Source organism: Nitriliruptor alkaliphilus DSM 45188 (genome assembly GCF_000969705.1).
In the GTDB taxonomy this organism is placed as follows: domain Bacteria; phylum Actinomycetota; class Nitriliruptoria; order Nitriliruptorales; family Nitriliruptoraceae; genus Nitriliruptor; species Nitriliruptor alkaliphilus.
In genome coordinates this window covers 4,950,998-4,977,192 of sequence record NZ_KQ033901.1, presented here as the reverse complement: position 1 = coordinate 4,977,192, position 26,195 = coordinate 4,950,998, and the positions used below count along the sequence as shown (strand labels likewise).

At 67.8% G+C, this 26,195-nt stretch carries 26 protein-coding genes; 4 read left to right on the top strand and 22 right to left on the bottom strand.

What is annotated here, in order from left to right; translation table 11 throughout:
• Positions 1 to 415: 415 nt before the first annotated feature.
• A complete protein-coding gene (locus NITAL_RS23095; protein ID WP_052668642.1) occupies positions 416 to 1,030 on the bottom strand; it encodes a cupin domain-containing protein in 615 nt (204 codons plus the stop codon).
• Between the two features lie 88 nt (positions 1,031 to 1,118).
• A complete protein-coding gene (locus tag NITAL_RS23090) occupies positions 1,119 to 1,751 on the bottom strand; it encodes a MarR family winged helix-turn-helix transcriptional regulator (protein WP_157042048.1) in 633 nt (210 codons plus the stop codon).
• Between the two features lie 270 nt (positions 1,752 to 2,021).
• Here NITAL_RS23090 and NITAL_RS23085 point away from each other — a divergent pair, with 270 nt between their 5' ends.
• Entirely contained in the window at positions 2,022 to 3,122 is a 1,101-nt protein-coding gene (locus tag NITAL_RS23085) for an NAD(P)-dependent alcohol dehydrogenase (RefSeq protein ID WP_052668640.1), read from the top strand.
• Between the two features lie 351 nt (positions 3,123 to 3,473).
• Here NITAL_RS23085 and NITAL_RS29290 read toward each other — a convergent pair whose 3' ends face one another.
• The 5 genes from NITAL_RS29290 to NITAL_RS23065 form a co-directional block, all read right to left on the bottom strand.
• The gene (locus NITAL_RS29290; RefSeq protein WP_281175610.1) at positions 3,474 to 4,346 is read right to left on the bottom strand and encodes a xanthine dehydrogenase family protein molybdopterin-binding subunit; all 873 of its coding nucleotides are present in this window, start codon (positions 4,344 to 4,346) and stop codon (positions 3,474 to 3,476) included.
• Positions 4,265 to 5,788, bottom strand: coding sequence for a xanthine dehydrogenase family protein molybdopterin-binding subunit (locus NITAL_RS29285; RefSeq protein WP_211262625.1), 1,524 nt, complete (start codon positions 5,786 to 5,788; stop codon positions 4,265 to 4,267). The genes NITAL_RS29290 and NITAL_RS29285 overlap by 82 nt, the downstream gene beginning before the upstream one ends.
• A complete protein-coding gene (locus NITAL_RS23075) occupies positions 5,785 to 6,771 on the bottom strand; it encodes an FAD binding domain-containing protein (protein ID WP_052668639.1) in 987 nt (328 codons plus the stop codon). The genes NITAL_RS29285 and NITAL_RS23075 overlap by 4 nt, the downstream gene beginning before the upstream one ends.
• Positions 6,768 to 7,286, bottom strand: a complete 519-nt coding sequence (locus NITAL_RS23070) for a 2Fe-2S iron-sulfur cluster-binding protein (protein WP_052668638.1) — start codon at positions 7,284 to 7,286, stop codon at positions 6,768 to 6,770. Before NITAL_RS23070 ends, NITAL_RS23075 begins: the two co-directional genes overlap by 4 nt.
• Positions 7,287 to 7,415: 129 nt before the next feature.
• A complete protein-coding gene (locus NITAL_RS23065) occupies positions 7,416 to 8,636 on the bottom strand; it encodes a styrene monooxygenase/indole monooxygenase family protein (RefSeq protein WP_052668637.1) in 1,221 nt (406 codons plus the stop codon).
• 285 nt (positions 8,637 to 8,921) lie between these two features.
• On the opposite strand from NITAL_RS23065, the gene NITAL_RS23060 reads away from it, so the two are divergent.
• Positions 8,922 to 10,169 (top strand): styrene monooxygenase/indole monooxygenase family protein, encoded by a 1,248-nt coding sequence (locus NITAL_RS23060; protein ID WP_052668636.1) that lies wholly within the window; start codon positions 8,922 to 8,924, stop codon positions 10,167 to 10,169.
• A gap of 74 nt (positions 10,170 to 10,243) precedes the next feature.
• Entirely contained in the window at positions 10,244 to 10,705 is a 462-nt protein-coding gene (locus NITAL_RS23055) for a flavin reductase family protein (protein WP_211262623.1), read from the top strand.
• Positions 10,706 to 10,786: 81 nt separating this feature from the next.
• On the opposite strand, the gene NITAL_RS23050 is transcribed toward NITAL_RS23055, so the two are convergent.
• The 9 genes from NITAL_RS23050 to NITAL_RS23010 all read right to left on the bottom strand — a co-directional run bounded on the left by NITAL_RS23050 (position 10,787) and on the right by NITAL_RS23010 (position 19,990).
• The gene (locus NITAL_RS23050; protein ID WP_052668634.1) at positions 10,787 to 11,848 is read right to left on the bottom strand and encodes a helix-turn-helix transcriptional regulator; all 1,062 of its coding nucleotides are present in this window, start codon (positions 11,846 to 11,848) and stop codon (positions 10,787 to 10,789) included.
• 234 nt (positions 11,849 to 12,082) lie between these two features.
• Positions 12,083 to 13,516 (bottom strand): NAD-dependent succinate-semialdehyde dehydrogenase, encoded by a 1,434-nt coding sequence (locus NITAL_RS23045; protein WP_052668633.1) that lies wholly within the window; start codon positions 13,514 to 13,516, stop codon positions 12,083 to 12,085.
• Between the two features lie 115 nt (positions 13,517 to 13,631).
• Positions 13,632 to 14,456 (bottom strand): SDR family NAD(P)-dependent oxidoreductase, encoded by an 825-nt coding sequence (locus NITAL_RS23040; RefSeq protein WP_211262622.1) that lies wholly within the window; start codon positions 14,454 to 14,456, stop codon positions 13,632 to 13,634.
• Positions 14,457 to 14,497: 41 nt separating this feature from the next.
• Positions 14,498 to 15,220 carry a maleate cis-trans isomerase family protein gene (locus NITAL_RS23035; protein WP_245617758.1) on the bottom strand — a complete coding sequence of 241 codons (723 nt, stop codon included), beginning with the start codon at positions 15,218 to 15,220 and terminating at the stop codon, positions 14,498 to 14,500.
• A gap of 44 nt (positions 15,221 to 15,264) precedes the next feature.
• Complete coding sequence (locus NITAL_RS23030; protein WP_052668630.1) at positions 15,265 to 15,879, bottom strand: cupin domain-containing protein; 615 nt, start codon at positions 15,877 to 15,879, stop codon at positions 15,265 to 15,267.
• Between the two features lie 353 nt (positions 15,880 to 16,232).
• Positions 16,233 to 16,451 carry a hypothetical protein gene (locus NITAL_RS23025; RefSeq protein ID WP_157042047.1) on the bottom strand — a complete coding sequence of 73 codons (219 nt, stop codon included), beginning with the start codon at positions 16,449 to 16,451 and terminating at the stop codon, positions 16,233 to 16,235.
• A 126-nt stretch (positions 16,452 to 16,577) separates the two neighbouring features.
• On the bottom strand, positions 16,578 to 18,161 hold the full coding sequence (locus NITAL_RS23020) for an aldehyde dehydrogenase (NADP(+)) (RefSeq protein WP_052668628.1): 1,584 nt from the start codon (positions 18,159 to 18,161) through the stop codon (positions 16,578 to 16,580).
• Positions 18,162 to 18,848, bottom strand: coding sequence for a GntR family transcriptional regulator (locus NITAL_RS23015; RefSeq protein WP_211262621.1), 687 nt, complete (start codon positions 18,846 to 18,848; stop codon positions 18,162 to 18,164). It lies immediately after the preceding gene.
• A complete protein-coding gene (locus tag NITAL_RS23010) occupies positions 18,845 to 19,990 on the bottom strand; it encodes a CaiB/BaiF CoA transferase family protein (protein WP_052668626.1) in 1,146 nt (381 codons plus the stop codon). Before NITAL_RS23010 ends, NITAL_RS23015 begins: the two co-directional genes overlap by 4 nt.
• 103 nt (positions 19,991 to 20,093) lie before the next feature.
• Here NITAL_RS23010 and NITAL_RS23005 point away from each other — a divergent pair, with 103 nt between their 5' ends.
• Positions 20,094 to 21,281: an acyl-CoA dehydrogenase family protein gene (locus NITAL_RS23005; protein WP_052668625.1), complete on the top strand. Its 1,188-nt coding sequence runs from the start codon at positions 20,094 to 20,096 to the stop codon at positions 21,279 to 21,281.
• An 88-nt stretch (positions 21,282 to 21,369) separates the two neighbouring features.
• On the opposite strand, the gene NITAL_RS23000 is transcribed toward NITAL_RS23005, so the two are convergent.
• The 6 genes from NITAL_RS23000 to NITAL_RS22975 all read right to left on the bottom strand — a co-directional run bounded on the left by NITAL_RS23000 (position 21,370) and on the right by NITAL_RS22975 (position 26,137).
• Positions 21,370 to 21,921 (bottom strand): cupin domain-containing protein, encoded by a 552-nt coding sequence (locus tag NITAL_RS23000; protein ID WP_052668624.1) that lies wholly within the window; start codon positions 21,919 to 21,921, stop codon positions 21,370 to 21,372.
• 41 nt (positions 21,922 to 21,962) lie between these two features.
• Positions 21,963 to 22,904 carry an LLM class flavin-dependent oxidoreductase gene (locus tag NITAL_RS22995; protein WP_211262620.1) on the bottom strand — a complete coding sequence of 314 codons (942 nt, stop codon included), beginning with the start codon at positions 22,902 to 22,904 and terminating at the stop codon, positions 21,963 to 21,965.
• Positions 22,905 to 23,023: 119 nt separating this feature from the next.
• The gene (locus tag NITAL_RS22990; RefSeq protein ID WP_052668622.1) at positions 23,024 to 23,650 is read right to left on the bottom strand and encodes an MBL fold metallo-hydrolase; all 627 of its coding nucleotides are present in this window, start codon (positions 23,648 to 23,650) and stop codon (positions 23,024 to 23,026) included.
• Positions 23,651 to 23,714: 64 nt separating this feature from the next.
• On the bottom strand, positions 23,715 to 24,248 hold the full coding sequence (locus NITAL_RS22985; protein ID WP_169786938.1) for a MarR family winged helix-turn-helix transcriptional regulator: 534 nt from the start codon (positions 24,246 to 24,248) through the stop codon (positions 23,715 to 23,717).
• Positions 24,249 to 24,347: 99 nt separating this feature from the next.
• Positions 24,348 to 24,782 (bottom strand): universal stress protein, encoded by a 435-nt coding sequence (locus NITAL_RS22980; RefSeq protein ID WP_052668620.1) that lies wholly within the window; start codon positions 24,780 to 24,782, stop codon positions 24,348 to 24,350.
• Positions 24,783 to 24,829: 47 nt separating this feature from the next.
• Positions 24,830 to 26,137 (bottom strand): TRAP transporter large permease, encoded by a 1,308-nt coding sequence (locus NITAL_RS22975; protein ID WP_052668619.1) that lies wholly within the window; start codon positions 26,135 to 26,137, stop codon positions 24,830 to 24,832.
• Positions 26,138 to 26,195 lie beyond the last annotated feature (58 nt).

Sequence of the window (26,195 nt, the reverse complement as noted above, 5' to 3'; positions counted from 1 at the left end):
ACGGGTACTTTTTCGGGACTCATCCGAGGTGGTAGCGGGCGTGTGGCGTCGGCGGCGGCGCTGGTCGGCGCGTCGGCGGCCGTGTCGGGGTCGAGACCTCCCGAGGATGGAGGTTCTCCCACACCCATCCGGAAGACCTCGACGCGCCTGACGCCACCCCTGATGCGGGCCCATCGGCCAAGCTCGCGCGCTGCGGGCCGCCTCGACGGCGTGGCCTCGATCGGCGACCTCACCCGATCCGCGACGCACACACCCATCGTCTGCACGCCGGTGCGCCGGCAGCGCACGACGTCGTCGCGCGAAGCAGCGGCCGCGGCTCGACCAGGCGCGCTAGCGCGGGGTCGTGACAGGTCGCGTGAACCTGAGGTGGCGGTCCTCCACCTCGAGCCCCCCACGTCTCGACACCGAACGGACGCTACTGAGCGCCACCTGGGACCGGGGGCTCTTCGCCGTGACGGTCGATGACCGCGTGCTCGAGGAGGACCTCACCGTTCAGGGGCTTGCCGTCCTTGATCCGCATCTTCTCGCGCGCCTTCGCCGGATCGAGCGGCACAAGACGCTTCAAAGGCTGACGACTATAGATCGTCAACTCGATGTTCGGACCATGACCAACATTCCGATGCGACATCCCACGCGGAATGACCGCCATATCCCCCTCCTCAAGCGTGACATGACCCGACTCACACTCGATCGTCCGGCTACCGCGATACTGGAACACCCACTCATCAGCCCCGAGGTTCCGATGCCACCCGCCCTGCTCAACCGGACAGTTCGTCACCTCGACGATGAAATCCTCGTTGGCGAACATGACCAGCGGCAGGAACCCGTTGACCATGTCCACGCCGGTCTCAACACCCTCGGCGAGGATCTCGTCCACGTTCACCTTGCGCATGACACGGGCACCCTGCGCGATCTCACCCTGCAACTGATCGAGATCACGCTTCGTGGTCCAACGCCGCTCCGCGCCATCGCCCCACTCGTTGATGGACGGCCCCCAGTAGGTCACGAACTCGTCGACTTCCCTACCCACGGCCACACCCTCCCACGCATCGCTGAAGGTTCAGCGATGCTATCACGCGCGTCCTCGGTGTCAACGACTCACCGCTCCGCCGAGCTGCTCAGCTATGCCGATAGAGCTGACACTCGGGCTGGGTACGCAGGTGCTCGTTCATCTGTTCGAGCGCCTGGGCGAGGACCTCGACCGAGCCGAGTGGGAGTTGGTCGAAGAAGTGCTGCCGCAACAGTCGACGCACCATCCGCTGCGCATCGGCGACGGTCTCGAGACCCACCGGGGTCAAAGCGACGATCTGCCGTCGTCCGTCGTCGGCGTCGGCGGTCTTGACGACGAGTCCGTTCGCCTCCAACCGGTTGATCTGGTGTGTCAGCCGGCTGCGGGAGAACCACACCTCGTGGCGCAGGTCCCGCATGCTCAGGCGATGACCTTGGCTGTCCTGAAGGCGCCGCAACACACCGAAGTCCGCGTGCGACACACCGAGATGGTCCTTGAGGCGGCGGTCGAGCAACGTCGCGATGAGCTGGCCACCCTCGGCGAAAGCGCGCCAGGCCCGCAGCTCGGAGCCAGACATGGGCGGGATCGCGGCAACGTCCGCATCCGGAGCTGGTTGGACGCCCATGCTGCCGATCCTCGCATCCGACAACGCCTCGACCGATGCGCAAGCGTAGTTCACGTCACGGACATCGGTGTCGAGCCAGGCCGCCCGCCTCGTTCCGGGACGGCGCCGGTGCGCCACCCCGACCGGTCGGGCGGCCGCCCGCTGACGCAGCTACGCCGCTTCGAGCGACCCCGCCCCTCCTGCGATCGAGGACGTGGCACCGGCGTCGAAAAGTGTCCCCATTCGGGTGACACAAGACGCGCGGCCCTGCGCGTATTTTCTGGTAGCCGACCTGCAAGATCAGCGGCATCGATCGCAAGCTCGGCGGCAAGGACCACCGCCTACCCGCGCTGCGAGTCGATCTCCGCTTGATCGTCTGGGATCCGCGCCCTAGCAGGGAGCTCTACCGTGCACATCACCGCAGCTTTGACCGCCTCCAAGGGGGCGCCGTTCGAGCTCGTCTCGCTAGAGCTGGAGGACCCTCGCGCCGACGAGGTCCTCGTACGGATCGTCGGCTCTGGCATCTGCCACACGGATCTCATCGTTCGCGACCAGTTGTACCCCGTGCCCTTGCCGGCTGTGCTCGGTCACGAGGGTTCGGGAGTCGTGGAAGCCGTGGGCGAAGGGGTCACGTCGGTCGCCCCCGGGGATCATGTCGTCCTCACGTACAACTCGTGCGGCGGGTGCCGCATGTGCGCCCATGGCCGCCAGGCGTACTGCGAGCAGATCTTCGCGTACAACTTCGCCGGGTCACGGCCGGACGGCACGACCACGCTGAGGAACGGGGATGCCGAGGTCCACGGCGCGTTCTTCGGGCAGTCTGCCTTCGCGACGCACGCTCTGGCGAACGCGCGGAACGTCGTGAAGGTCGATGTCGAGGTGCCGCTCGAGCTGTTGGGCCCGCTGGGATGCGGCATCCAAACCGGTGCGGGTGCCGTCCTGAACTCCCTGCGGGTGCCGGCCGGCAGCAGCATCGCGGTGTTCGGGACCGGGTCGGTCGGGCTGAGCGCTGTCATGGCGTCGGTTGTCGCAGGATCCACGACCATCATCGCCGTCGACCTCAACGAGCAACGGCTCGAGCTGGCCGAGGACCTCGGAGCGACACACACCATCAACGCTGCAGACGGTGACACGGTCGAGCGCATCCAGGAGATCACCGGAGGCATCGGCGTCGACTTCACCGTCGAGACCACCGCCTCTCCCGCAGTGTTGCGTCAAGCGGTCGAGTGCCTGAATCACGGCGGCACGTGCGGTCATATCGGCTCCGCTGCACCTGGCACCGACGTGTCGCTGGACATGGCCGTGCTGTTGTTCGGCCGCAGCGTGCGTGGCATCGTGCAGGGCGACAGCGTTCCCCAGCTGTTCATCCCCAAGCTCGTCGAGCTGTACAAGCAAGGGCGCTTCCCCCTCGACCGCCTCATCACGACCTACGGCTTCCAGGACATCGACAGTGCAGCCGAGGCATCCGAGGCCGGCCTGGCGATCAAGCCGGTCCTCACCTTCAGCTGACAGGGGCTCGACGCCGGACTTCCACCGGTGATCGGGCAGACGCGGTGGGTGCGGCTGCTGGCGGGGTCGGGGACGCTCGAGGTGGCGACCGCCCACTCGGGCGCGGCCCGCCAGCAGGCGCGCGAAGGCCGAGGGCACGTGGCCGTTGGCCGAAGAAGCTGCGGGGCCGGCCGTCGTCGCACAGGAAGCCGGCGAACGGCCCCATCCGACCGTCGTCGATCGCGCCGTCCGGCCGGGTTCGTTCAGGGGGTTGTTGCCTGACCGCTACGGAGGCACGGTCAGCTCAGGCCGCCCCGATATCACTTCTCGATGCATCCAGGCGGAGGTCGCAGGACGACTCCCCGCTACCTCTCAGATCCCGGCAGCGAGGAGCTTGTCGACGGTCACGGGCAGCTCGCGTACCCGGGCTCCGGTCGCGTTGTAGATGGCGTTCGTGATCGCAGCGACCACCCCCGTGACCCCGATCTCCCCCACCCCGCGGCCGCCGGCCGGTGCCTGCGGATCGGGGTGCCCCGTGAAGACGACATCGATGTCGGGGACATCGAGGTGCACCGGAACGTGATAGTCGGTGAGGCTCGGATTCACGATCCGCCCACTTCGCTCGTCCCGATCGGTGCCCTCGGTCAGCGCGAGGCCCAGTCCCATGATGATCCCGCCTCGGATCTGGCTCGCTGCGGTCTTCGGGTTGAAGATCCGGCCGCAGTCGTACGCGCCCACGATCCGGGTGACCCGCGTCTCGCCGGTAACCGAGTTGACGCGTACCTCGCAGAAGACTGCGCCGTAGGAGTTCATGGAGTAGTGCACCGCCCACTCCAGCGGAGGGCCCCCGGCCCCCTCAGCGCTGAGTTCGTGGCGACCTGCCCGCTCGAGGATGGAGCCGTACGCCTCGAACGTGGTCGGGTCGCCGATCTTGGACAGCCCACCGCCCGCCGCCTCGACCTCGTCAAGCGAGAGACCCGCGAGCGGTGACGACGCCTCGACCAGTGCCAGGAGCTCGGCCAGCAGGTTCTGCTGTGCCGCGAGAACCGCGGCCGTCAGGGCAGCTGTCTGCTGCGACCCCACTGCCGGTGACGATCCGGGCAGCGACGACGATCCGTACCGGCAGGTGATCGATGAGAACGGCAGCCCGAGCTGGTCGGCCGTCACCTGTGAGAGGGCGGTGGTCGTTCCCATCCCCATCTCCTGGGCGGCGAACTCGACCGTGGCACTCGAGTCCTGCGCCAGAACGATCCGCGCGACGCTGCCGGGAAACGCATGTACGGGTAGATCGCGGCCGCGCATCCCAGACCGATGAGCCATTCGCCGTCTCGGCGGACACCTGGTTCGGGATCGCGCTGGGCCCATCCGAACCGCTCCGCTCCGATCTGGAAGGCCTCCGACAGGTGGCGCGATGAGAAGTCCCGATCCGTGATCGGATTCCGGACTGGTTCGTTCCGCAGCCGCAGTTCGATGGGGTCGATCGCCATCGCCACGGCGAGCTCGTCGACGGCGGCCTCCAGGGCGAAACTGCCTGTCGCCTCGCCGGGAGCCCGCATGCGGCCGGTCGACGGGATGTCCAAGTCGGCCTTGCGGACCTCGAGGTCCATCGTCTCCGCTGCATACTGGGACTGCGTCGGGATGATGAACGGCTCGGCGAACTTGTTGTGTCGCGACGCAGCGACGGCGCCCCTGTGGATGAGCGCGCTGAATCGCCCATCTCGATCTGCCCCGATGGCGACGCGCTGCTCGGTCTCGGCACGCCCGCCGATGACTCGGTAGACGCCCTCACGGCTGAGAACCAGCCGGACCGGGCGGCCGGCCATCTGTGAGGCCGCGGCGGCGATGACCAGATGCTGCCCGAGAACCTTCCCCCCGAACGCGCCCCCGACGAAAGGTGCGCTGACGTAGACCTGATCCTCACGGAGTCCGAAGACCTCGGCAACCGTCCAGGCGACCCAAGCGATCGTCTGGGTGCAGTCGTGGATCTCGAGTTCGCCGTCTCGCCATCTGAGAGTGGCGGCGTGCAGTTCCAATGCATTCTGGTTGCAGGGCGACGTGTGGTAGCTGTTGTCGACGCTGAACGCGGCATCGCGCAACGCTGCTTCTGCATCCCCCGCTTCGTGACGCAGCGGCGCCCCGTCATCCCCGTCGGCCACTCGCGATTCCGGCTTGGCCTCTGCGAGGCTGGTCACCGCCGAACTGGCCTCGTAGGTGAGGTCGATCAGCGATGCCGCGTGATCTGCTTCCTCCTGAGTGTCGGCCAGGACGATGGCGACCGGCTGCCCGTTCCAGTGGATCTGGTCATCCTGCATGATCGGCAAGCTGTCCGGTGCGGCAGCCTTCTCGGCGGTCAGCAGCTCGGCGGGCCTATTGAGCCGGGGAGCGTTCTCGTGGGTCATCACGAGAACGACGCCAGGCGCCGATCGCGCAGCCGTGACATCGATCGTGGCGATCCGGCCTCGTGCGATGGAGCTGTAGACCAGTGTGGCGTACGTCAGATCCTCCATGGGCACCTCGCCCGCGAACTGGGCGAGCCCCATGACCTTCTGTGCGCCATCGATGCGGGAGACGGGTTCGCCCAGTCGCCCTTCGCTGCGGCCGGTCGAGGCGGGCACGTCGCGCGCGGTGCTCGGTGGTTCCACGGTCGTGGGCTGTGCCGATCGCGCTGGCGTCACTTCGAGAGTCATGCCGTGCCCTCCACCAGGTCCTCGAGAACGGCGACGACCGTCCTTCGCGTGAGCTCCACCTTGAAACCGTTGTCCCGTAGCGGCTCGGCCTGTGCCAGCTCCGCGCGGATGGCGGTATCGAACATCTCGTGATTCGCGGCTCGTCCCCTGAGCGCCTCCTCGGCGGCCCAGGCGCGCCACGGCTTGGTTCCCACGCCCCCCAGCGCCAGCCGCACGTCGGCCACGACCCCATCGACGAGTTCGATCGCGGCGGCCACGGACACGAGCGCGAAGGCGAAACTCGAGCGGTCGCGGACCTTCCGGTACGCGGATCGCGTCGTGAAGCGGGGGGCCGGGAGTTCAACTGCCGTGATCAGCTCGCCGGGCAGGAGGTTCGACTCCCGCTCGGGGTGGTCACCCGGCAAGGGATGGAGTTCGGTGACGGGCAGTCGACGGTCACCGTCGACGCCGTGCGCGTGTACCACGGCGTCCAACGCGGCCAGTGCAACACTCATGTCCGACGGGTGGGTGGCGACACAGTTCGACGACGTGCCCAGGATCGCGTGGAGACGGTTCGGTCCGTCTATCGCGTCGCAACCCGAGCCCGGATCGCGCTTGTTGCACCGTGATCCGGCGTGGTCATAGAAGTACGGGCAGCGGGTCCGCTGCAGCAGATTGCCGCCGACCGTGGCGAGGTTGCGGATCTGCGCTGACGCTCCCGAGGTGATGGCCCGAGCCAGCATCGGATAGCTCGTCCGGATGCGGCTGTCCTCGACCACGGCGGTGTTCCGGGTCGCGGCCCCGATGAGGAGGCCGCCACTCGCCGTTGGCTCGATGGAGCCGGCCAACCCCGAGACGTCGATCAGCGCGGTCGGTGCCGCAACGCCTTGTCGCATGAGGTCGACCAGGTTGGTGCCGCCGCCTATGAACGCTGCACCTGCGTCACCGCTTCGACTGATGGCGTCGTCGGCGCTGCTCGCGGTGCGCAGTGAGAAGGGCCTCACAGGTCGCCCCCACTCAGCGTCTCGGCGACCGCTGCCACGATCCCGTTGTAGGCGCCGCACCGGCAGAGGTTCCCGCTCATCCGCTCACGCAGTTCCTCGTGTCCAACGTCGGCTTCCGTGCTGGTCAGGTCGCCAGACACGTAGCTGGGGACGCCACGACGCACTTCAGCGGCCATGCCGATCGCGGAACAGATCTGGCCAGGGGTGCAGTAGCCGCACTGGAACGCGTCGTTCTCGATGAAGGCTTCCTGGAGCGCGGTGGGGCCGGCACCATCGGACACGCCTTCGATCGTCGTGACCGTCCGGTTCTCGTACTGGCTCGCCAGGGCGAGGCACGAGAGGATGCGTTCGCCGTCGAGCAGGACGGTGCAAGCACCGCAGGCGCCCTGGGCGCAGCCCTTCTTGGTGCCGGAGAGGCCGAGCCGATCGCGCAGGAAGTCGACCAGCGTGACGCGCGGATCCTCTGGCAGTTCCTCGTCGATTCCGTTGACACGTATCGTCCTGGTAGCTGCCATCAGGATCGCCTCTCCCTTGCGCCGGCGGAAATGGAGCATGGCATCCGCGGAAATCGTCCGCTGCACACGTAGGTGAAATACCCCCGATGGGTGACAGTTCGGCCGGAGTCCCGCAGGCGCCGGGGCCGGTTACAGCTGTTCGATCCGCCGGATGAAGGCGTCGACGCGTTCTGGTGTCTTGACGATGCGCCACAGCTTGTCTGGCGAGGCGAAGGCGGCTGCCACCGCGTCGGAGACCGTCTGGTTCCGCACGCAGGCGGCCTGCAGCGTGCGGAGGTGTTCGGGGAACTCCAGGTACATGTTGGTCACCTGGGTCGCCCCCTGGACCACCTCGGCACGCTGCGCCGCCACGCGCTGGCAGAACATCTCGTCGAGAGCGACGTCCTCCAGGATGGCGCGTCCGGCCACGAAGGCGCTGTAGGAAGCAGCGTTGGCGCCCTGCCCCATGACCGGGTCGACCGCGGCATGGCAGTCACCGATGGCGAGCGCGAAACGGCCTGACCCGAGTTGTACGTAGTCGTTGCGGACGGTCGGCGTCACCCCACCCTGCAGCAGGTCGGTCGGGCCCAGCAGCCCGAACTCTCCAGCGCGGACCCGCGCGAACACCCGCGGGAAGTGCTGCTCGAGGGCTCCCAGGACGAGCTTGTCGAACGTTCCCGGGTCCTCGTCGTACTTGGTCCGCGCGAGCACCTCGAGTACGCCGCCGGGCATGGCCTCGAAGAGCAGCCCCGTCACCTTGCCCTGCGCGGAAACGATGGGGAACTCGATCAGCTCACCCACCCCCCTGGACACGTTGATGCTGACTCCCTCCGGCGCAGGCCGATCGACGCCGGTGAACAACCCGGCGAGGCAGATCCGCTGCGGAGCGGTGTGCGGCGAGAGGTCCTCCCGACGGCCGAACATCTCGGCCAGGGGCCCCCGCCCCGTCGCCACGACGATCAGGTCGTGACGACCGGAGAGCGCCTCGAGACCAGCGAGGTCGATCCGACCCACCTGCACCTCGCCACCGCGCGCACAGAAGTCCTGCTCCAGGCGCGGCAGGTAGAGGCGGTAGTCCACCGCCGTGGAGGCGTCGTCGAAGTTCCCCCGGTAGTCGATCCCCGGGTTGCCGAGCACCGAGTGGTAGCGCGTCCACCATCCCGCGTCGGCCAACGGCCAGTGGTCCACGCCGAGTTCGCGCTCACGCTCACGGGTCCCATAGTGGTGCATCACGGTGTTGGGCAGCCGGCCCGAGGCCACCTGGTCTGGCGTACGGTCGGTGTACATCGTCACCGAGACATGGTGCTGCTGCAGCATCAGGGCCAGATGCAAACCGGCCACTCCCGTGCCGACGATGCCGATGCTCGTCATGTCCGCTCTCCGTCATCCGTCGAAACCGGCCCTGGTCGGGACGCGTACACATCGCCGCCGCCGGTGGCGAACCGCTGGCGGATCAGGCTGCGGGACCGTCGAGGAACCCACACCCGACGCCCGACCCGGTCGCGAACGTAGGGCGCAGCCACCTACCTGGATGTCACCCGACAGGGCCAAATCGGCGCTCGTGAGGTCGGCGGCCAAGACATGACCCCAACGAGGACGTTCTGTCCCCCGCGCCCAGACATAGGCTGCTCACTCAACGGACACGCGAGGAGTCAGATGTCGAACGTCGGGATCGTGGGTGCCGGGGTCGGCGGACTGCATCTGGGCATCCTCCTGCAGCGCCGGGGCGTCGACGTCACCGTCTACGCGGACCGTTCGGGCGACCAGCTCGCCAAGGGCCGGCTCCTGAACGCGGTGATGCATCACCACCTGACCCTGTCACGTGAAGCAGACCTGGGACTGTCCCTCTGGAACGCCGACGAGCACGGCTGGCGCCACCGCTACCAGGACATCACGGGCGACCGCGAGGTTCGCTACTCGGCGATCTCCCCCGGCCCCAGCATGGCGGTCGACTACCGCCTCTACCTGCCCGCGCTGATGGCCGCCTTCGAGCAGCTGGGCGGGCGGCTGATCGTCCGCCAGGTCCAGGTCGACGAGGTCGATGGCGTCGCAGCCGCGCATGATCTGCTGGTCGTCGCCACCGGACGGGACAGCATGCAGTCGCTGTTCCCCGTGCGTACCGACCTGGGGCGGCCGCCAGGCGTGCGCCGCAACATCTGCGCGGCGCTCGTGCACGGTATCCGCCGCCCGGATCCCGAAGGTGTGACCTTGGGCTTCGCCCGCGGCGTCGGTGAACTCATCGAGTTCCCGATGGTGACGGCGCAGGGCAGACAGACAGCGCTGCTCTTCGAGGCGGTGCCAGGTGGGCCGGCCGACGAGCTGGCGACGTCGTCCCCGACGGAAGATGGCCAAGCCTTCGAGAAGAAGCTCCTGGAGACGCTGCAGCACTATCCGGCCACCCATGAACGGGTGGACACCTCGTCGTTCGCTCTGCTGGGGCCCCGGGACGTCCTCCGGGGCGCGATCGCCCCAGCGGTACGGCACGGCGCCGCCTACCTGCCGAGCGGCAAGGTCGCCCTGGCACTCGGGGACGCCCACGTGCTCGTCGACCCAGTGATGGGTCAGGGCGCCAACATCGCCTCGTACAGCGCCCACGTCGTCGGGGAGGCCATCCTCGAGGATCTGGCCTTCGACGAACTCTTCTGCCGCCAGGTCGCCGAGAAGCGCGAGCCACTGCTGCACGCGGCGTACGACTGGACCAACCTGGTCCTCGACAGCCCCGGCCGCCTGCTCCAACTGCACGAGGCGGCAGCAGCCGAGCCCGCGATCGCCGCCGACTTCGCCAGCCGCTACCCCCGGCCTGACCTGATATGGCGGACCGTTGCCACCGATCAGCGCGTCAACCAGTACCTGCGAAGCTTCGACGTCGAGGCGAGCAGCGGAACCAACGGAGAACGCTCATGACTGCTCCTGACGAGGTGACGCCGCCGAGCGCCGCTCCTCTCCTTCCCGCCGACCCTCGTACCTTCCGACAGGTGATGGGTCGCTTCGCCACGGGTGTCACGATCATCACGGCCGTCGGCGACGACGGCGCTGTCCACGGCATGACCGTCAACGGCTTCATGTCGGTCTCGCTCTCACCTCCCTTGGTGCTCATATCGCTCGGGGACTGCCGCATGGCGAAGCTGCTGCCTGAGACCCAGCGCTACGGCGTGAGCATCCTGGCCGATGAGCAGCGCAGCTTCTCGCAGCACTTCGCTGGCCAGGACAAGCTGACCATCTCCCCTGAGTTCGAGTGGCACGATGGGATGGCCTTCATCGCCGAGGCGGTGGCACACATCGGTGCCGAGGTCGTCGACATCCACACGGCCGGCGACCACACGCTGTTCATCGGTGAGGTCTCACACCTGGCGACCAGCGACGGCCGACCCTTGATCTTCCACGGCGGCAGCTACGAGCTGCTGCGCAATCAGGAAGAGCAGGAGATCTTCTTCGTCTGACGACTGCCGTGCAGACGGCGTTGTCGGAGGACTCCCGCCTCGACCGACGCGTGTGCCCGCCTCACGAGCGACCTGGCCCCCTCAGGCTTGATCAGGAAGAGCGGGTGTGGGCGGGCCCGCGGCGGCAGCCCAGACGCACTGCACCAGCTCGGCCCGGCTTCGGACGTTGAGCTTCATGAAGATGCGCTTCAGATGCTGTTTCACGGTGTTCTCCGTGATGAACGCGCGAGCGGCGATCTCCTTGGTCGGAAGGCCTTCGCTGACGAACCGAGCGATCTCCTGTTCGCGTGGGGACAGGATCCCGAGGGCCGGCAGCGCAGGGCCAGCCGCGCCTGCCTTCGCGTAGACGATCGTGACCGCTGCGCTGTCACCCACGGCCATCGTGCGCAGCGACACGGGGTCACCGTCGTCGCGTTCGACCGCACTGGTCACGACCCGCCGGTTCTCCGCCTCCAGCAACCCCGCGGCGTGTGAGATCGTCGAGGAGACCACGTCTCCGATCGGCCTGCGATCGGTCGGCCCGGGCTTCTCGGCTGCCCGGTTGCGATGGACCAGGCGCCCGATCCGGTCGGTCACGATCACGGGTTGTGGGATGCAGTTGAGCGCTGCTTCCAGGAACTGCGCCCGTCCGCTCGTCTCCTCATGACGCAGTGCGCGAGTCAGCGCGATGCCCAACTGGTCCACCACGAGTGCGGCAGCAGCTTGATCGGCCGCGTCGAAAGGTGGGTCTGTGACGTAGCGCGTGAAGTGGATGCTGCCCCACAGCACGCCACCGACGAGCAGCGGCGCCTTCAGCGAATGCGTGTACCCGAAGTGGAGGAGCGCCTCATGTGCGCGGGAGCCCGACCAGGACGGCACGACCGTCCGCTCCGAGCTCGCCACGGGCCGCATCCCGGTGATCGCCGCCTCGAGCACCGGATCATCCTCGAGACCGAACGACGCGTACTCGTGGAGGAAGGGCTCCGGGACGTCGGCAACTTGATCGATGAACGTCTGCGAGGAGAGATCGACCCGGTAGAGGCCCCGTCCGCGCGCGAAGATGACGTCGCCCACGGACCCCATGTAGGCCTGCTGGATCTCCGCGACGGTGAGCGCGGCTTGAAGCTCCCTCACCAGGGGCAGTGAAGCCGCAGGTGTCGCCATACCGAGCTCCCGCCGCGAGCATGTGCGAACTGCGCCGGAAGGTCCGACTCCCAGATCGGAGCCCCCGCGGGCCGTACCGACGAAGTACCAGGTTTGTCCGCGCGGAAACTAGCATGCTTCGATCGGCACGCCAAGTGCCGAAGTGCCCGAGTTCCGCAGCAGTTCGGCTGCGCTGGGACGATGATCGCTGGGTCCGACTGCCGCAGCCCCCGAGGCCACGATCACGCCCGGCGGTCAGAGATCCGTTGCGATGTACTTGGTTTCGAGGAACTCCTGGATGCCCTCGAAACCACCTTCCCGTCCGATGCCCGACTGCTTGACGCCCCCGAATGGAGCGGCCGGATCCGATACGAGGCCGCGGTTCAAGCCGACCATGCCGGCCTCCAGCTGGCCCGCCAGCCGCAGGCCTTGCTGAAGGTCGCCGGTGTAGAGGTACGCCGCGAGGCCCTGCGGCGTACTGTTCGCGCATGCGACGGCTTCCTCAGCACTATCGACGATGGCGATGGGAGCTACCGGTCCGAAGATCTCTGTGGACAGGAGGGCGTCGGTCGTGTCGATGCCAGTGAGCACGGTTGCCGGATAGAACGCGCCACCCAGGTCGACGGCCTCTCCCCCAACGAGTGCTGTTGCGCCTGAACTGAGCGCCGTGTCAACGATGCTGGCAACGCCATCTCGCTCTCGATCCGATACGAGTGGGCCGAGGCCCGTATCGGGGTCGGAGCCGCGCCCGAGCTTCAGGCTGCCCATCCTCGTTGCGAGCTTCGACGTGAACTCATCTGCCACACGGCGTCCGACATAGAACCGGTTCGCCGCCGTACAGGCTGCGCCGCCATTACGCATCTTGGCGACCATGGCGCCCTCGACGGCCCGCCCGATGTCTGCATCGTCCAACACGATGAAGGGTGCGTTGCCTCCCAGTTCCATCGAGCAACGGATGACCTGATCGGCCGACTGACGGATGAGGTGCTTGCCGACCGCGGTCGATCCCGTGAACGACAGCTGACGAACGCGGTCGTCCGACATGATGGCTGCGACGACCTCCCCGACCTGACTGGGAACGACCACGTTGACGACCCCGTCTGGGAGACCAGCGCGCTGCATGAGCTCGGCGATCGCCAACGAGGTCAGCGGCGTCTCGGTGGCCGGTTTGACGACGACGGTCGTGCCAGCCGCCAGGGCCGGCGCGAGCTTCCGCGTGACCATCGCGGCTGGGAAGTTCCAGGGCGTTATGCAGAGCGACACCCCAACTGGCTCGTGGCTGACGATGAGCCGCTTGTCCCCGTCTGGCCCGACACGCCACTCCCCGGAGATCCGCACCGCCTCCTCGGCGAACCAACGGAAGAACTCCGCGGCGTAACGGATCTCACTCCGTGCGTCCGCCAGGATCTTCCCGTTCTCCAGGGTGACGAGAGCGGCAAGCTGATCCTCTTCGGCGCGCATCAGCTCGAAGGCGCGCCGCAGGATCTCCGATCGGTCACGGGGCGACGTCGCCGACCAGGAAGGCAGCGCGGCATGGGCGGCCGAGACTGCGGCGTCGGCGTGACCCAGATCCGCATCTGTGACGGTGGCGACTGCTTCCCCGGTTGCCGGATCGCGAACGGCGATCGTCGAGCCGTTCGCACACCAGGTACCGGCGATGAAGGAACCGGTTGGGGGGATCTGGAACAAGACTTCACCTGCCGTCAGTGCGATGCCATGAGGGGTGCCCAGCGGCTCGCTCCCCGCGCGGCGAACCACCAGCAGGCGGATCTTCTGGCGAAACGCCTAACGCCGGAGGCCGCGTCTACGGGACATCCGTATCGATCCAGTCGCGTTCACGCGGCACCTCGAGTACCCGCGTGCCCCGGCGGTCGAGTGGGAACGAGGTCGCTCGGTGCTCAGCATCCGTGGCTGCGGCGTGGGCGTAGCCTCCGTCGCAGTAGACCACCGAGCCATGGATCCAGTCCGATTCGCTGGTCGCGAGGAACACCAGAGGTCCGACCAGGTCCTCTTCGAGGCCGAGACGCTTGAACGGCAGACGCAACAGCCGCTCGTCTCTTGCTTCTTCGGTGTACGGCGTGGACTCCATAGCCCCTCTCGCCAGGGCTACCACTCGGACTCCGTACTCGCCGAGCGCGTGTGCGACGGCGTAGGTGAGCGCATTGACGCCTCCACGGACGGTGCCCCACCCCACGGCACCGCCCGACCCCAGGTCGGCCACGATCGATGTGAAGTTGATGATCTTGCCGTAACCCTTGAGAGCCATCTCCTCGCCGACGTACTGGCAGGTGAGGAAGAAGCTCTTGAGCCCCCGGGCAACGGAGAGGTCCCACTCGTCCTCACGCAGATCCAGGAAGACGCCGTGGCCACCCTCCATGGCCGTGTTCACCAGGACATCGATCTGTCCGTAGCGATCCATGATGGTCTGCGTCATCTTCCCGGCTTCAGCGCCAGTGGTCAGGTCATGGACGCCCCACTCGACCTCTACCCCTTCGCTGCGCAGACCCACCGCGAGCTTCTCGAGTCGGTCGGCGCGCTCCTCCCAATCCTGCAAGTAGAGCTTGGCACCCTCCCGACCGTGGGCTTCGGCCGAGGTGCGTCCGAAGTTCGAACCCGCTTGCGTGATCACCGACACCTTGTCTTGCAGTCGCTGTCCAGTCGTCGCCATGACTACCTCGCCTTCTCGACGTGATCAGCGGTTCTCAGAGCGACTCCGGCATCCGGTACTTCTGGGGCCAACCCGAGGGAACTGAGGATGTCGCGTACCGTGCATGTGGCCGCAGTCACGACCGGCAAGCCCGTCTCGTTCTCCACGATCGGAACGGCTTGCAGCGATGGGAGCTGGACGCAGGCGGACAGCACGATCGCATCAACCCCCTGGGTGTCGAGGCGGCGAACGTCTTCGACGAGCAGCATGGCGTCGCGTCGTCCTACTTCGAGGTTGTCGGGGATCTCGAGGGAGAGCGCGTCCCTGACCTCGAACCCTTCTGCCTCGAGATAGTCTACGACTTGCGCAGTCAAAGGCTTCATATAGGGTGTAAGGATGCTGATCCGTTTGGCGTCGAGGCCGCGCAGGCCGTTGACCAGCGCGCCGGCGGACGTTACGACTTCAGAGGACGTACCGACCTCGTCGATCAGCTCCGTGAGCTCTCGCTCGACCTTCCGGTGATAGCCCGGCCCTTGGGCCATGATCGCTACGAGACACGCCGTGGAAAGGGCATCGACGCGCGCATCGATGAGCTCCGTCGCACACCTGCCCGTTTCGGCGTTCATCGCCCGGAGTTCCTCAGGGGTCACCTTCGCGAGCCGCATCCGTGCCGAGTGGAAGGTGAATCGCTCGTCCGGGATGATCGATTCCCGGCGGCGCAGCATCTCCGGTACTTCGGTCTCCATCGTCACGTTCGAGCTCGGAACGATCTGACCGATCCTGAACGTTCTCATGCGCCTGCCCCGGGTTCCGCCGGTTCTTCGCCGTGACGGTCGATGACCGCGTGCTCGAGGAGGACCTCACCGTTCAGGGGCTTGCCGTCCTTGATCCGCATCTTCTCGCGCGCCTTCTCCGGATCGAGCGGCACAAGACGCTTCAAAGGCTGACGACTATAGATCGTCAACTCGATGTTCGGACCATGACCAACATTCCGATGCGACATCCCACGCGGGATGACCGCCATATCCCCTTCTTCAAGCGTGACATGACCCGACTCACACTCGATCGTCCGGCTACCGCGATACTGGAACACCCACTCATCAGCCCCGAGGTTCCGATGCCACCCGCCCTGCTCAACCGGACAGTTCGTCACCTCAACGATGAAATCCTCGTTGGCGAACATGACCAGCGGCAGGAACCCGTTGACCATGTCCACGCCGGTCTCAACACCCTCGGCGAGGATCTCGTCCACGTTCACCTTGCGCATGACACGGGCACCCTGCGCGATCTCACCCTGCAACTGATCGAGATCACGCTTCGTGGTCCAACGCCGCTCCGCGCCATCGCCCCACTCGTTGATGGACGGCCCCCAGTAGGTCACGAACTCGTCGACTTCCCTACCCACGGCCACACCCTCCCACGCATTAGCTGAATCTTCAGCTAAGAAGCTACGGGCCTCCTTTCCGGGTGTCAAGCGCGGCGTGGTCGCCGTGGCCCGCTCCTCGGGCATGACCGCGCACGGATCACCGTGGACTTCGGGAGCGCGGAGCACTCGGTCCGACGCTGGCTCAGCCAGGCCGACGTCGACGACGGCGTCGTCGAAAGCACGACCACCTCACAGCAGGACGAGCTGGTCGCGCTCCAGCGCCGCAACCGGGTGCTCGAGCAGGAGGTCGAGAATCGCCGTCACGGTGACCTGCCGGGTTCCTCGCCGCGCAGCGCCGAGGTGGTGCCTTGGCCCACCCGACGACGGTCGTGTCACGCCTTCCGCGTGCGCCTCACGCCAGCGGCCTTCAGGACGCCAGCCGGCACCCCGGCTTCGCGGAACGCGGTGTAGGAGATGTCCTTGCGTTCGGCGTAGCCCGATGCGGCTCTGACGAAATCAGCCTCCAGCTGTGCGAGATCGACATCGTTCGCTTGCTCGGCGAGGCGCTCCTCGAGGTCGAGCCTCTTCTGGATCAGGTCCAGCCGCTTCACGTCGGTCCTGATCCTCCACATGCGAGGTCGTCGTGTCGCGCGACCACCAGCGCTCCCTCGGTGTCGCCCACGAGGTGCGCCCTCGCCGCGTCGGCAACGGGCAACGGGCAACACGTACGCGTTCCGTTACGAGCAGATGCCATCGCGCGTGAGCTGCCCGTCGACCGTCCGCCACAGCGGCGCCGAGGGTCGATCGCGCAGCTCGTCGGGGAGGACGGGGACTCGCGCGTTCTGGTAGGCAACAGGCCGCAGGAAGCGCCGGATGGCCGTGTCGCCGACGGAGGAGAACATCGCGGTGCTCGCGGCCGGGTACGGCCCACCGTGCTGCATCGCTGGCGACACGGCGACCCCGGTGGAGACCCCGTCGTACACGATCCGACCACAACGCTCCTCGAGGCAGCGGTGGAGGTCCTCGAGCCGCGGGTCGTCCGACGGCTCGGCGAAGATCGACGCGACGAGGCTGCCCGGCAGCAACGCCGCCACCTCGACGTACTCAGCGAGCTCGGCGCGAACGACGAGGCAGAAGGGGCCGAACCGCTCCTCGCGCAGGATGTCGCGGGAACGGAGGGTCTCGAGATCGGTCGCCAACAGCACGGGAGGCTGCACGAACCCATCGCCCGCGAGCCGGCGGAGTGGGAGCAGGTCCTCCACGCCGTCCACCTCAGCGGTCTGGTCGAGGCCGGTCCTGAAGGCGTCGCGGATCGGACCGGACAACATCGGGTGGAGCTGCACCCCGGTCATGGCTTCGACGAGCTCTCCCTCGAAGTCCACGGCGTCCTTCGGGATCACGAGGAGGCCAGGTTTGGTGCAGAACTGCCCCATCCCGAGCGTCACGGAACCCGCCAGGGTGGCTGCGAGCTCCTGCCCGCGGGCCGCGATGGCAGCGGGGGTGACGAACGCAGGGTTGACGCTTCCCATCTCGGCGTAGACCGGGATCGGGTCAGGTCGGGCGGCGGCCAGATCCATCAAGGCGCGGCCTGCGCGGAGCGAGCCGGTGAACCCGACCGCACGCGTGTGCGGGTGCGTGACCAACGCTCCCCCGACGCTGGGATCGGCCCCGTGGAGCATGGAGAAGACCCCGAGATCGACGTCAGCCTCCGCGAGACCGCGTTCGATGCTGCGAGCGGAGAGTTCGCTGGTCCCAGGGTGCGCGGGGTGTGCCTTGACGACGACCGGGCACCCGGCGGCCAGTGCGCTCGCGGTATCCCCCCCGGCCACACTGAACGCGAACGGGAAGTTGCTCGCACCGAACACGACGACCGGACCCAACGGGTGCAGGAGCCGGCGCAGATCGGGCGAGCTCTGCGTCGCCCGATCGATGTGCGCCTCGAGGTAGGCGCCTTCGCGGACGACCCGAGCGAACGCCCGGAACTGGTCCGCCGCACGGACGACCTCGCCGTCGAGCCGCGCCGCGGGCAGTCCAGTCTCTACCTCCGCGATCGCCGCCAGCGAAGGCTGGTCCTCGAGCAGCGCTTCGGCCACGAGTTCGAGGGCTCGCCCGCGACGTGTCCGATCCTGCAACGACGCACGTGACCCGAGCGCCGCCTCCAGTGCGGCGTCGACCTGAACCGACCCGGCATCGCGGAACTCGACCGGTAGCGGCGAACCGGTGTGAGGATCGACCCCGCGAACGATGCGCCCCGTGCCCTCCACCTCTCGACCGGCGATGCGGTTCGCGCCGCTCAGGCTCGGCAGGACTTCCGTACCCATCTAACGCTCCTCGTTCGTCGGAGATGGCGCGTCGGACCGCAGCAGCGAACGCAGCCCCTCGATGGCGTGCTCGCGGTGGCGTCGCACCTCCTCGACGGCGCGCTCGCCATCCCGTTCGGCCACGGCCACGACGATCGCTTCGTGCTCGTCGTGGACCCGCCCGACGCTGGTCCCCTGCATGTAGTACAGCGTCCGATACGCATCGGAGGCTTCCCAGAGCATGTGGATGTGGTGCAGCAGGCGTGGCATGCCCGCCGCTTCGAGCGGTGCGAAGTGGAACTCCCGGTTGGCCTGGACGAAGCCGTCCATGTCCTCGAACGGGTCGAGGGCCCGCATGTGCGCGAGCGCGTCGCGCATCCGCGCCACGATCACATCGTCGGTGCGTGGGACGGCGACCCGGAGGGCCTCGGATTCGAGAAGATCCCGCATCCGGTAGATCTCGACGAGGGCACCGAGGCCCAGTTCGGCCACGAAGTAGCCACGGTGGGGTTCGTGGTGGATGTGTCCCTCACCCTCGAGCACGCGTAACGCCTCGCGGACCGGGTGCCGGCTGACCCCGAGCTCCTCGGCCAGGGGATCCTGGCGGATCGGCGCTCCTGGACGCAGCTGCCCGGTCCCGATCCGGCGACGGAGCTCGGCCAGGACCGCTGCCTGCGCGGTCGGCGGCCGGACGAACGTGGCGCTCAACGACCTACCTCGGTCCATGCGCGGCCTCCTCGCACCGCGTCCCCGTGCTGGTCGAGGGACGGTGGCGCGAGACGGTAGCTGGCTGGTGTGGCGGAGAGACGGACCGGGTTGGCCACCTGCGTGGTGGTGTCGTCGTCAGCCAGAAGCATCGGGACGGTCGGCGTCAGCTCGAGCTCCTCGGCCAACGCGAACGCGCCGGCGACGTCGTTGACCTGGCCGCACGGCACACCCGCCTCCGCGAGCACCTCTTGCCAGTGTGCCGCCGGCGCTGCGACCAGGACCGCTTCGAGTTCGGCGATGAGCTTCTCACGGGAGTCGACACGAGCGCGGTTGGTCGCGTACCGGGGATCGTCCGCGAGTTCCGATCTGCCCAGCCCGGTGCACAAGGCCCGGAACTGACGGTCGTTGCCGACCGCGATGGCCAGCGGCACGTCCGCGGTCTGCACCGTCTGGTACGGGACGATGCTCGGATGGGCGTTGGCGGACAGGCCGGGGACCACACCTGCGTCGAGATACCCCGACGCCTGGTTGACGAGCGAGGCCAGCGTCGAGGACAACAGGTCCACCTCGACGTGCTGGCCTCGTCCGGTCACCGTCCGGTGTTGCAACGCTGCCAGGATGCCGATCGTGGCGTGGAGGCCCATGAGCACGTCGGACAACGCAACGCCCACCTTGGTGGGCTCATCCGCTCCGGTGACGCTCATGAGGCCGCCCTCGGCCTGGGCGAGGAAGTCGTACCCCGGGCGCGCGGCACCAGCCCCCGAGCCGTACCCCGTCAACGAGCAGTAGATGACCCCCGGGTTGCGGGACCTGACCGCGGCTTCGTCGAGCCCGAACCGACAGAGCCCGCCGGCACGGAAGTTCTGGACCACCACATCCGCCTCATCGGCGAGTGCAACGGCCACCTGCAGGTCCTCGGGGTCGCCGAGGTCGAGAGCGACGCTGCGCTTGTTGCGGTTGGTCGCGAGGAAGTAGGTCGAGTGCGAGCCGGCGAAGGGCGGCCCCCACTGCCGCGTGTCGTCACCCGACGGGTGCTCGACCTTGACGACGTCGGCCCCGAAGTCGCCGAGCAGCATGGTGCAGTACGGCCCGGCCAACACGCGGGTCAGATCCAGGACTCGCACACCGTCTAGCGCAGGCACCGGTTCCGCCTCCTGGACTCGGCTCGATTGGATCCAATCTCCATGCTACTGTAGCCGACATGCCTGAGGCAGCAACCCCGCGCCCGAAGCAGGAGACACGGCCGTGCACGCACCCACCAGGACCACCCCGCCCGCGCTCGACTTCCTCGAGCTCGACGATCTGCTCTCCGAGGAGGACAGGCTGCTGCGTGACACCGTGCGCCGGTTCGTCCGTGACGAGATCGCACCGCACATCGGTACCTGGTACGACCGCGGCCACTTCCCACGCGAACTGGTGGCCGCGATCGGGGAGATGGGGCTGCTCGGGATGCACCTCGAGGGCTACGGCTGCGCCGGCACCTCCGCGGTGCAGTACGGGCTCGCCTGCATGGAGCTCGAGGCCGGAGACAGCGGCCTGCGCAGTTTCGTCTCGGTGCAAGGCTCGCTGGCGATGTTCCCGATCCGGGCGTTCGGAAGCGAGGAGCAGAAGCAACGCTGGCTCCCCGGCATGGCCGCCGGCGACCTGATCGGGTGCTTCGGTCTGACCGAACACGACTCCGGTTCGGACCCATCCAGCATGACCACGACCGCCCGACGCGACGGCAGCGACTGGGTCCTCAACGGCACGAAGATGTGGATCACCAACGGCGGTCTGGCCGATGTCGCTGTCGTGTGGGCACGAGACCGCGAGAGCGAGCGGATCCGCGGTTTCGTCGTGCCCACCGACACGCCTGGCTTCAGCACCAACGAGGTCAAGCAGAAGCTGTCGCTGCGGGCATCGGTGACCTCGGAACTCGTCCTGGAAGACGTCCGTCTGCCGGCGGATGCGGTCCTCCCCGATGTCGAGGGGATGCGTGGCCCGCTGTCGTGCCTCAACGAAGCGCGCTACGGGATCCTGTGGGGCGCGGCCGGTGCGGCGCGCGCGTGCTACGAGTCCTCGCTCTCGTACGCGGGCGAGCGCGAGCAGTTCGGCCAGCCGATCGCGGGGTTCCAGCTCACCCAGCAGAAGCTGGTCGAGATGATGGTCGCCACGAACAAGGCGTCCCTGCTGGCCTACCACCTCGGCCGGATGAAGGACGCCGGCACGCTGACGCCGCACCACGTCAGCTTCGGCAAGCTCGACAACGTTCGCGTCGCACTCGACATCGCTCGTCTGGCGCGGGGACTCCACGGCGCGAACGGCATCACCGCCGAGTACCCGGTGATGCGACACGCAGCCAACCTCGAGTCGGTCTACACCTACGAAGGCACCAACGAGATCCACACCCTGATCCTGGGCCAGGCCATCACGGGGATCCCGGCGTTCCGCTGACCGCGGCACGGGGGGACACCAGGACCCCGCGTGCAGCGGCGCGTCGTCGGCCCGGGAGTTGCCCCGACCGACGGGTGCGGGAGCCCGCTCAGGCCCCTCGTTCCGACTGGCGCTGCGCTCCGATGAGAACGAACGCCATGGTCGCCGGCTCAGTGTCCTTGACGCGCCAGGCGTGGCGGGTGCCGTTCTGCACCACGATGTCGCCTGCGGTGAGTTCCACCTGCTCACCGTCGTCGAGCTCGAGCCAGATCGTCCCCGACAGCACGATGCCGTAGTCCACGCTGTCGGTGGTGTGCATACCCGGGTCGTCCGGCTCGAAGCGCTCGGCCAACCCTGGGTTCGCCTGCATCTGCTCGGCACCGGCCGCTTCGGGATCGAACTGCGGATCGGCGAACACGCTGTCTGGTGGGAACGTCACGAGGAGCAGGCGCGTCTCCCCGGGTGCTGGAACCCACGGAACGCCGGCGTCCGTCGGAGGCGTGCCATCGAAGGGCACGGTCGGGACCGCCGGGGTCGCCCAGACGAGGGCGTTCACCATCCCCGGGATGTTGGCGAACTCGTGGGCGGAAGGTGCTGGCACCTGGTCGGCGAAGACCGATCGCCCGTTGGCGTGGGTGGTCACTACTCGACGGATGTTCATCGCGGCTCCGTGGCCCTCTCGAGCGGTCGTGACCGGGGTCCTCAGCCGAGACCGGCGGCCTCCGCGAAGGCTCGCAGCTCCCGCGGGATGTCCGGACCGGCCGGTTGGTAGAGGACGCCTGCAGCCCCGTCCTCGGCGAGCGACGCGAGCAACGCGCGGACCTCCTCCCGGGGCCCGGTGAAGGTGGCGCACCTGAGGAGATCCTCGGTGATCAGGTCATGCTCGAGATCGGTGACCTCGATCAGGTGCCCCTTGTGCGTCTCGATGTGCCGGCGCGAGGGATCGAACTGTTCGATCCGAGCCGCGAACGTGGCGGTCTCCTCGAGATCGGCAGCCGGCCCACCTGGCCCGATGTGGAGGGCGAGTGCTGCCGTCGGCCCCGCAGCCGCGAGCGCACGCGCGCTCCCGACGCTCTCCCCGTCGTCGAGGACGGTGCCCATGAGCGAGAGGAGGCTCCTGCCACCGACGGGGACGGGGTCCTGCGAGTGGTTGTGGTTGGTGACGATCCCGTCGCCGACGCGCTCGGCGACACCGAGGCCCTTCGGACCGTGGGCAGCGATGTAGATGTCCGGGCACTCGAGCTTCACGCCGGACGATGCGGGGTAGCACAGCCGGATGAGCGAACCATCCCACTCGACCTCCTCGCCGTGGAGGAGGCGCCGGAGTGCGGTGACGTACTCCTCGACCTCGGCCCACTTCGCGGGACGCTGATCGATCATGGCAGCGCTGGAGAAGCCGCTCCCGACCGTGATGTCCATGCGCCCGCTCGCGAGCGTCCCGAGCGTGGCGATCGCTCCGGCGTTGGCCACCAGGTGGCGCATCTTCGGCGTGATCACGCAGATGCCGAGGCGGATCCGCGAGGTCCGCTCCGCGGCCCGTGCCAGGGTGATGGCGGTGTCCGCGAAGATGGTCGGCGAGTCGTAGGCGTAGGCCCGCGTGTAGCCCAGTTCCTCGGCGAGCTGGATGTGCCCGGGTGTGTCCATCGCCGTAGGGAAGACGCATCCGATCTCCATGTGGCTCCCTCTCCCGATCCGAGCTCGACACCAATCTAACCGGGGCACCGGGAGTCAGTCAAGGCCTGAATAATCTACCCCTTCATGACCTAGAACGTCGCCGTCTCGCCGTTCGCGAGCACGCGGATCCGGGCGATGTCACGCGCCCACTTCTCGAACCGCCTCGGGTCACCAGGGAAGAGCTCGTAGTGGATCGGGATCGCCGCCGACGCTCGTACCGAGCGCACCATCCGGTACGCATCGTGCGAGCTGAGACTGGGCCCCGCGATCGGAACCGCGAGCACCTCGGCGACCAAGCCCACGACGTCCTTCGAGTCGCCCGGGTGCAGCAGCCGTTCGTCCACCAGGAAGCCGAGGTTCGGCGGTCCCGGCGTGCCATCGACCATGGGCATGTGCGGGAGGTCGAAGACCTGCACTGAGACCTCCGCGACCGTGACGAGCTGGCCTCCTGCGACGGTGGAGATCCCTTCGTGGTCGGCCAGTGCCGTGGCGACGTCCGCCCCGCTGAACAGGGGGATCCCGCGCTCGAGCAGTCGACGCGCAGCTGCGGCGTCCAGATGATCGGCGTGCCGGTGCGTCACCAGCACGCCATCGAGCGGGAACACCGTCTCGACGTCGACGTGCGCCGTGAAGGGCTCACCAGGGTCGATCAACAGTCGGGCGCCGTCCGACGTCTCGACCACCAGGCACGACTGGGGGTACTTGGTGACCTTCACGCGAGCCCTCCTCGTGTCCCCCGATGGCCGGGCGATGCGCCCGGATCGCAGGCGCCACGGTCGGTCACGTCGGCTCGTGGCCGTCCACCGTGTCGCTCGAGGCGTCGATCTTGTTCAAGATCCGGACGAGATCCCCGAGCTCGTCCTCGGTGAGCGAGCGCGTCCATGCGGTCTCGCGACTGGTCTGTCGGGCGACGGCGTCGGGCATCAACCGCTTCCCGGCCGGCGTCATCGAGACTTCGACCACTCGGTGATCATCGAGACCTCGGTTCCTCTCGATGAAGCCTGCGGACTCGAGGGACCTGAGGGCGCTCGAGATGCTGGCGGGGGACGCATCCGACAGGCGGGCGATCCGCGAGGGCTCAGCCTTCCCCACGACCCACAGGACCGACAGGATGCGGAAGCCCGCCCACGACAGCCCGTTCGGTCGGTGCACCTGCTCGAAGTCGCGACTCATCCTGCTCGCGAGGTTCCGCACCGCTGCGACGAACTGCAGGCCTCGCACATCACCTTGTTCGAGGACGCCAGCAGCGAGGTGTCGGTCGACCAGAGCTGCGAGGTACTGCTCGCGGTTCTCCAGCTCATCGGGTTCCGTCATCACGAGTCCGAACGTCCTTCGACGGAGATGTTGGCGCTCACCGCTGTCGCCAGACATCGGGGCGCAACGTAGCCGACCGCCGCTGTCGTCCCAAGGGGGTCAGCGGCCGTCATCGTCGTCTCCTTTGACCGCCAGCACCGCGCAATCAGCCCCCAGCAGCACCGATTGGGACACGCTGCCGAGCACGAGCTTCCCGACCGGTGACCGTCGGCGGATGCCGATGACGATCAGGTCCGCTCCGACCGCACGTGCGACGTTCAGCAGCGTGACCGCCGGATCGGTGTCGATCGGCTCCAGCCGGAACTCCGCGGCCACGCCGCGCTCCGAGAGCCGCTCGACGAGTGACTCGCCTTCCTGCCGGACCTCTGCGACGGATCGGGCGAAGGAGCGCGTGCCCGCCGGGTTCTCGCTCGGCCCCTTCGTCACGGTGCGCACGATGTGCAGCCGTGCCCCACGCAGCGTCGCTTCCTCGATCGCTCGCTCGAGCACGAACCGACTCTCCGCTCGCGCGGTGTACCCGACCACGATCTCCACGATGCACTCACCTTCGCTCGAACCGTTCGGAAAGGACCGCGGCAGCGTCACTGCATCATGTTGGGGATCCACATCACGAACGCCGGCACCGCCAGCGCTGCGAGCAGCACCGCACCTTGGAGCGCGATGAACGGCACCGCCCCTCGGTAGATGGTCGTCATGGGCACGGACGGGTACACGCCGTGCAGCGCGTACAGCACCATCCCCACGGGTGGTGTGATCCCCGAGATCCCGATCGCGATCAGCACGACGATGCAGAACCACAGCGGTTCGTACCCGAGCGAGATGACGACCGGCACGAAGAGCGGGATGACGATCATCAGGAGCGAGATCGAGTCGATGAAGCAGCCCAGCACGAGGACGGCGAGCACCATCATCCCGACGATGACGATCGGTGCGACCGGGAGCTCCAGCATGGCCTCGAGCATCGCCCGTCCTGCACCCGTGAGTGAGAGGACCTGGCTGTACGTGCGGGACCCGGCGATGATCAGGAAGATCATGCCCGTCGACGCGACGGTCGCGAGGAACGAACTGACCAGGATCTGGCGTGTCAGCCGACGGTGCAGGACACCGAGCAGCATGACACCGCCGACCCCCAGCGCCGAGGCTTCGGTCGGCGTGGCGACCCCCGTGAAGATCGCGAGCAGGACGACCACGAGCATCGTGGCCAGGGGCAGCAGGCCGGCCGTGGCGCGTGCTCTGTCGCGCCAGCCCTGCCCTTGTGTCAACGGCGCTTCCGGAGCGACCCCAGGACGGACCCTCGCGATGACCAGCACGAACACGACGAAGGTCACGGCCGTCAACAGGCCCGGAAGCGCCCCCCCGATCAGGACGCGTGCCGGGGAGACCTCGGCCAGGCTCGCCAGGACGATCGCCAGGGCGGAAGGCGGGATGAGCGTGGCGAGAGCAGCACCTCCCACCCCGGTCCCCGCCGCGAGCCACTTCGCGTACCCCTGGTCGACCATGCGGGGCACGAGCGTGGATCCCAACGTCGCTCCCGTGGCGATGGGAGCGCCGCTGACGGCCGCGAGGAAGGTACCCGCGCCGATCGTGAGCACCCCCGTCCGGCCCGGGACGCGGCCGAAGTAGCTCTCGAAGAACCGACTCACGAAGTCGATGAACCCGCACCGGAAGATCATCTCCCCCATGAGGATGAACAGCGGGACCGCGATCAGCGTGAACGAGCTGAGGGAGTCGAACATGCCGACGCTGAGGATGGTGAACAGCTGCGGCCCGCTGTGGAGGTAGAGCACCAAGAGGTTGGCGGCGATGAAGGCGATCGCGACCGGCAATCCAGCGAACAGGAAGAACAGGAACACGCCGAGGAGGAGCCCGATGACCAGCGACGGCTCCACGTGCAGGCTCCTTGTCGGTTCGAACACACTCGAGCGGGGTGATGCCGCGGGACCCGGC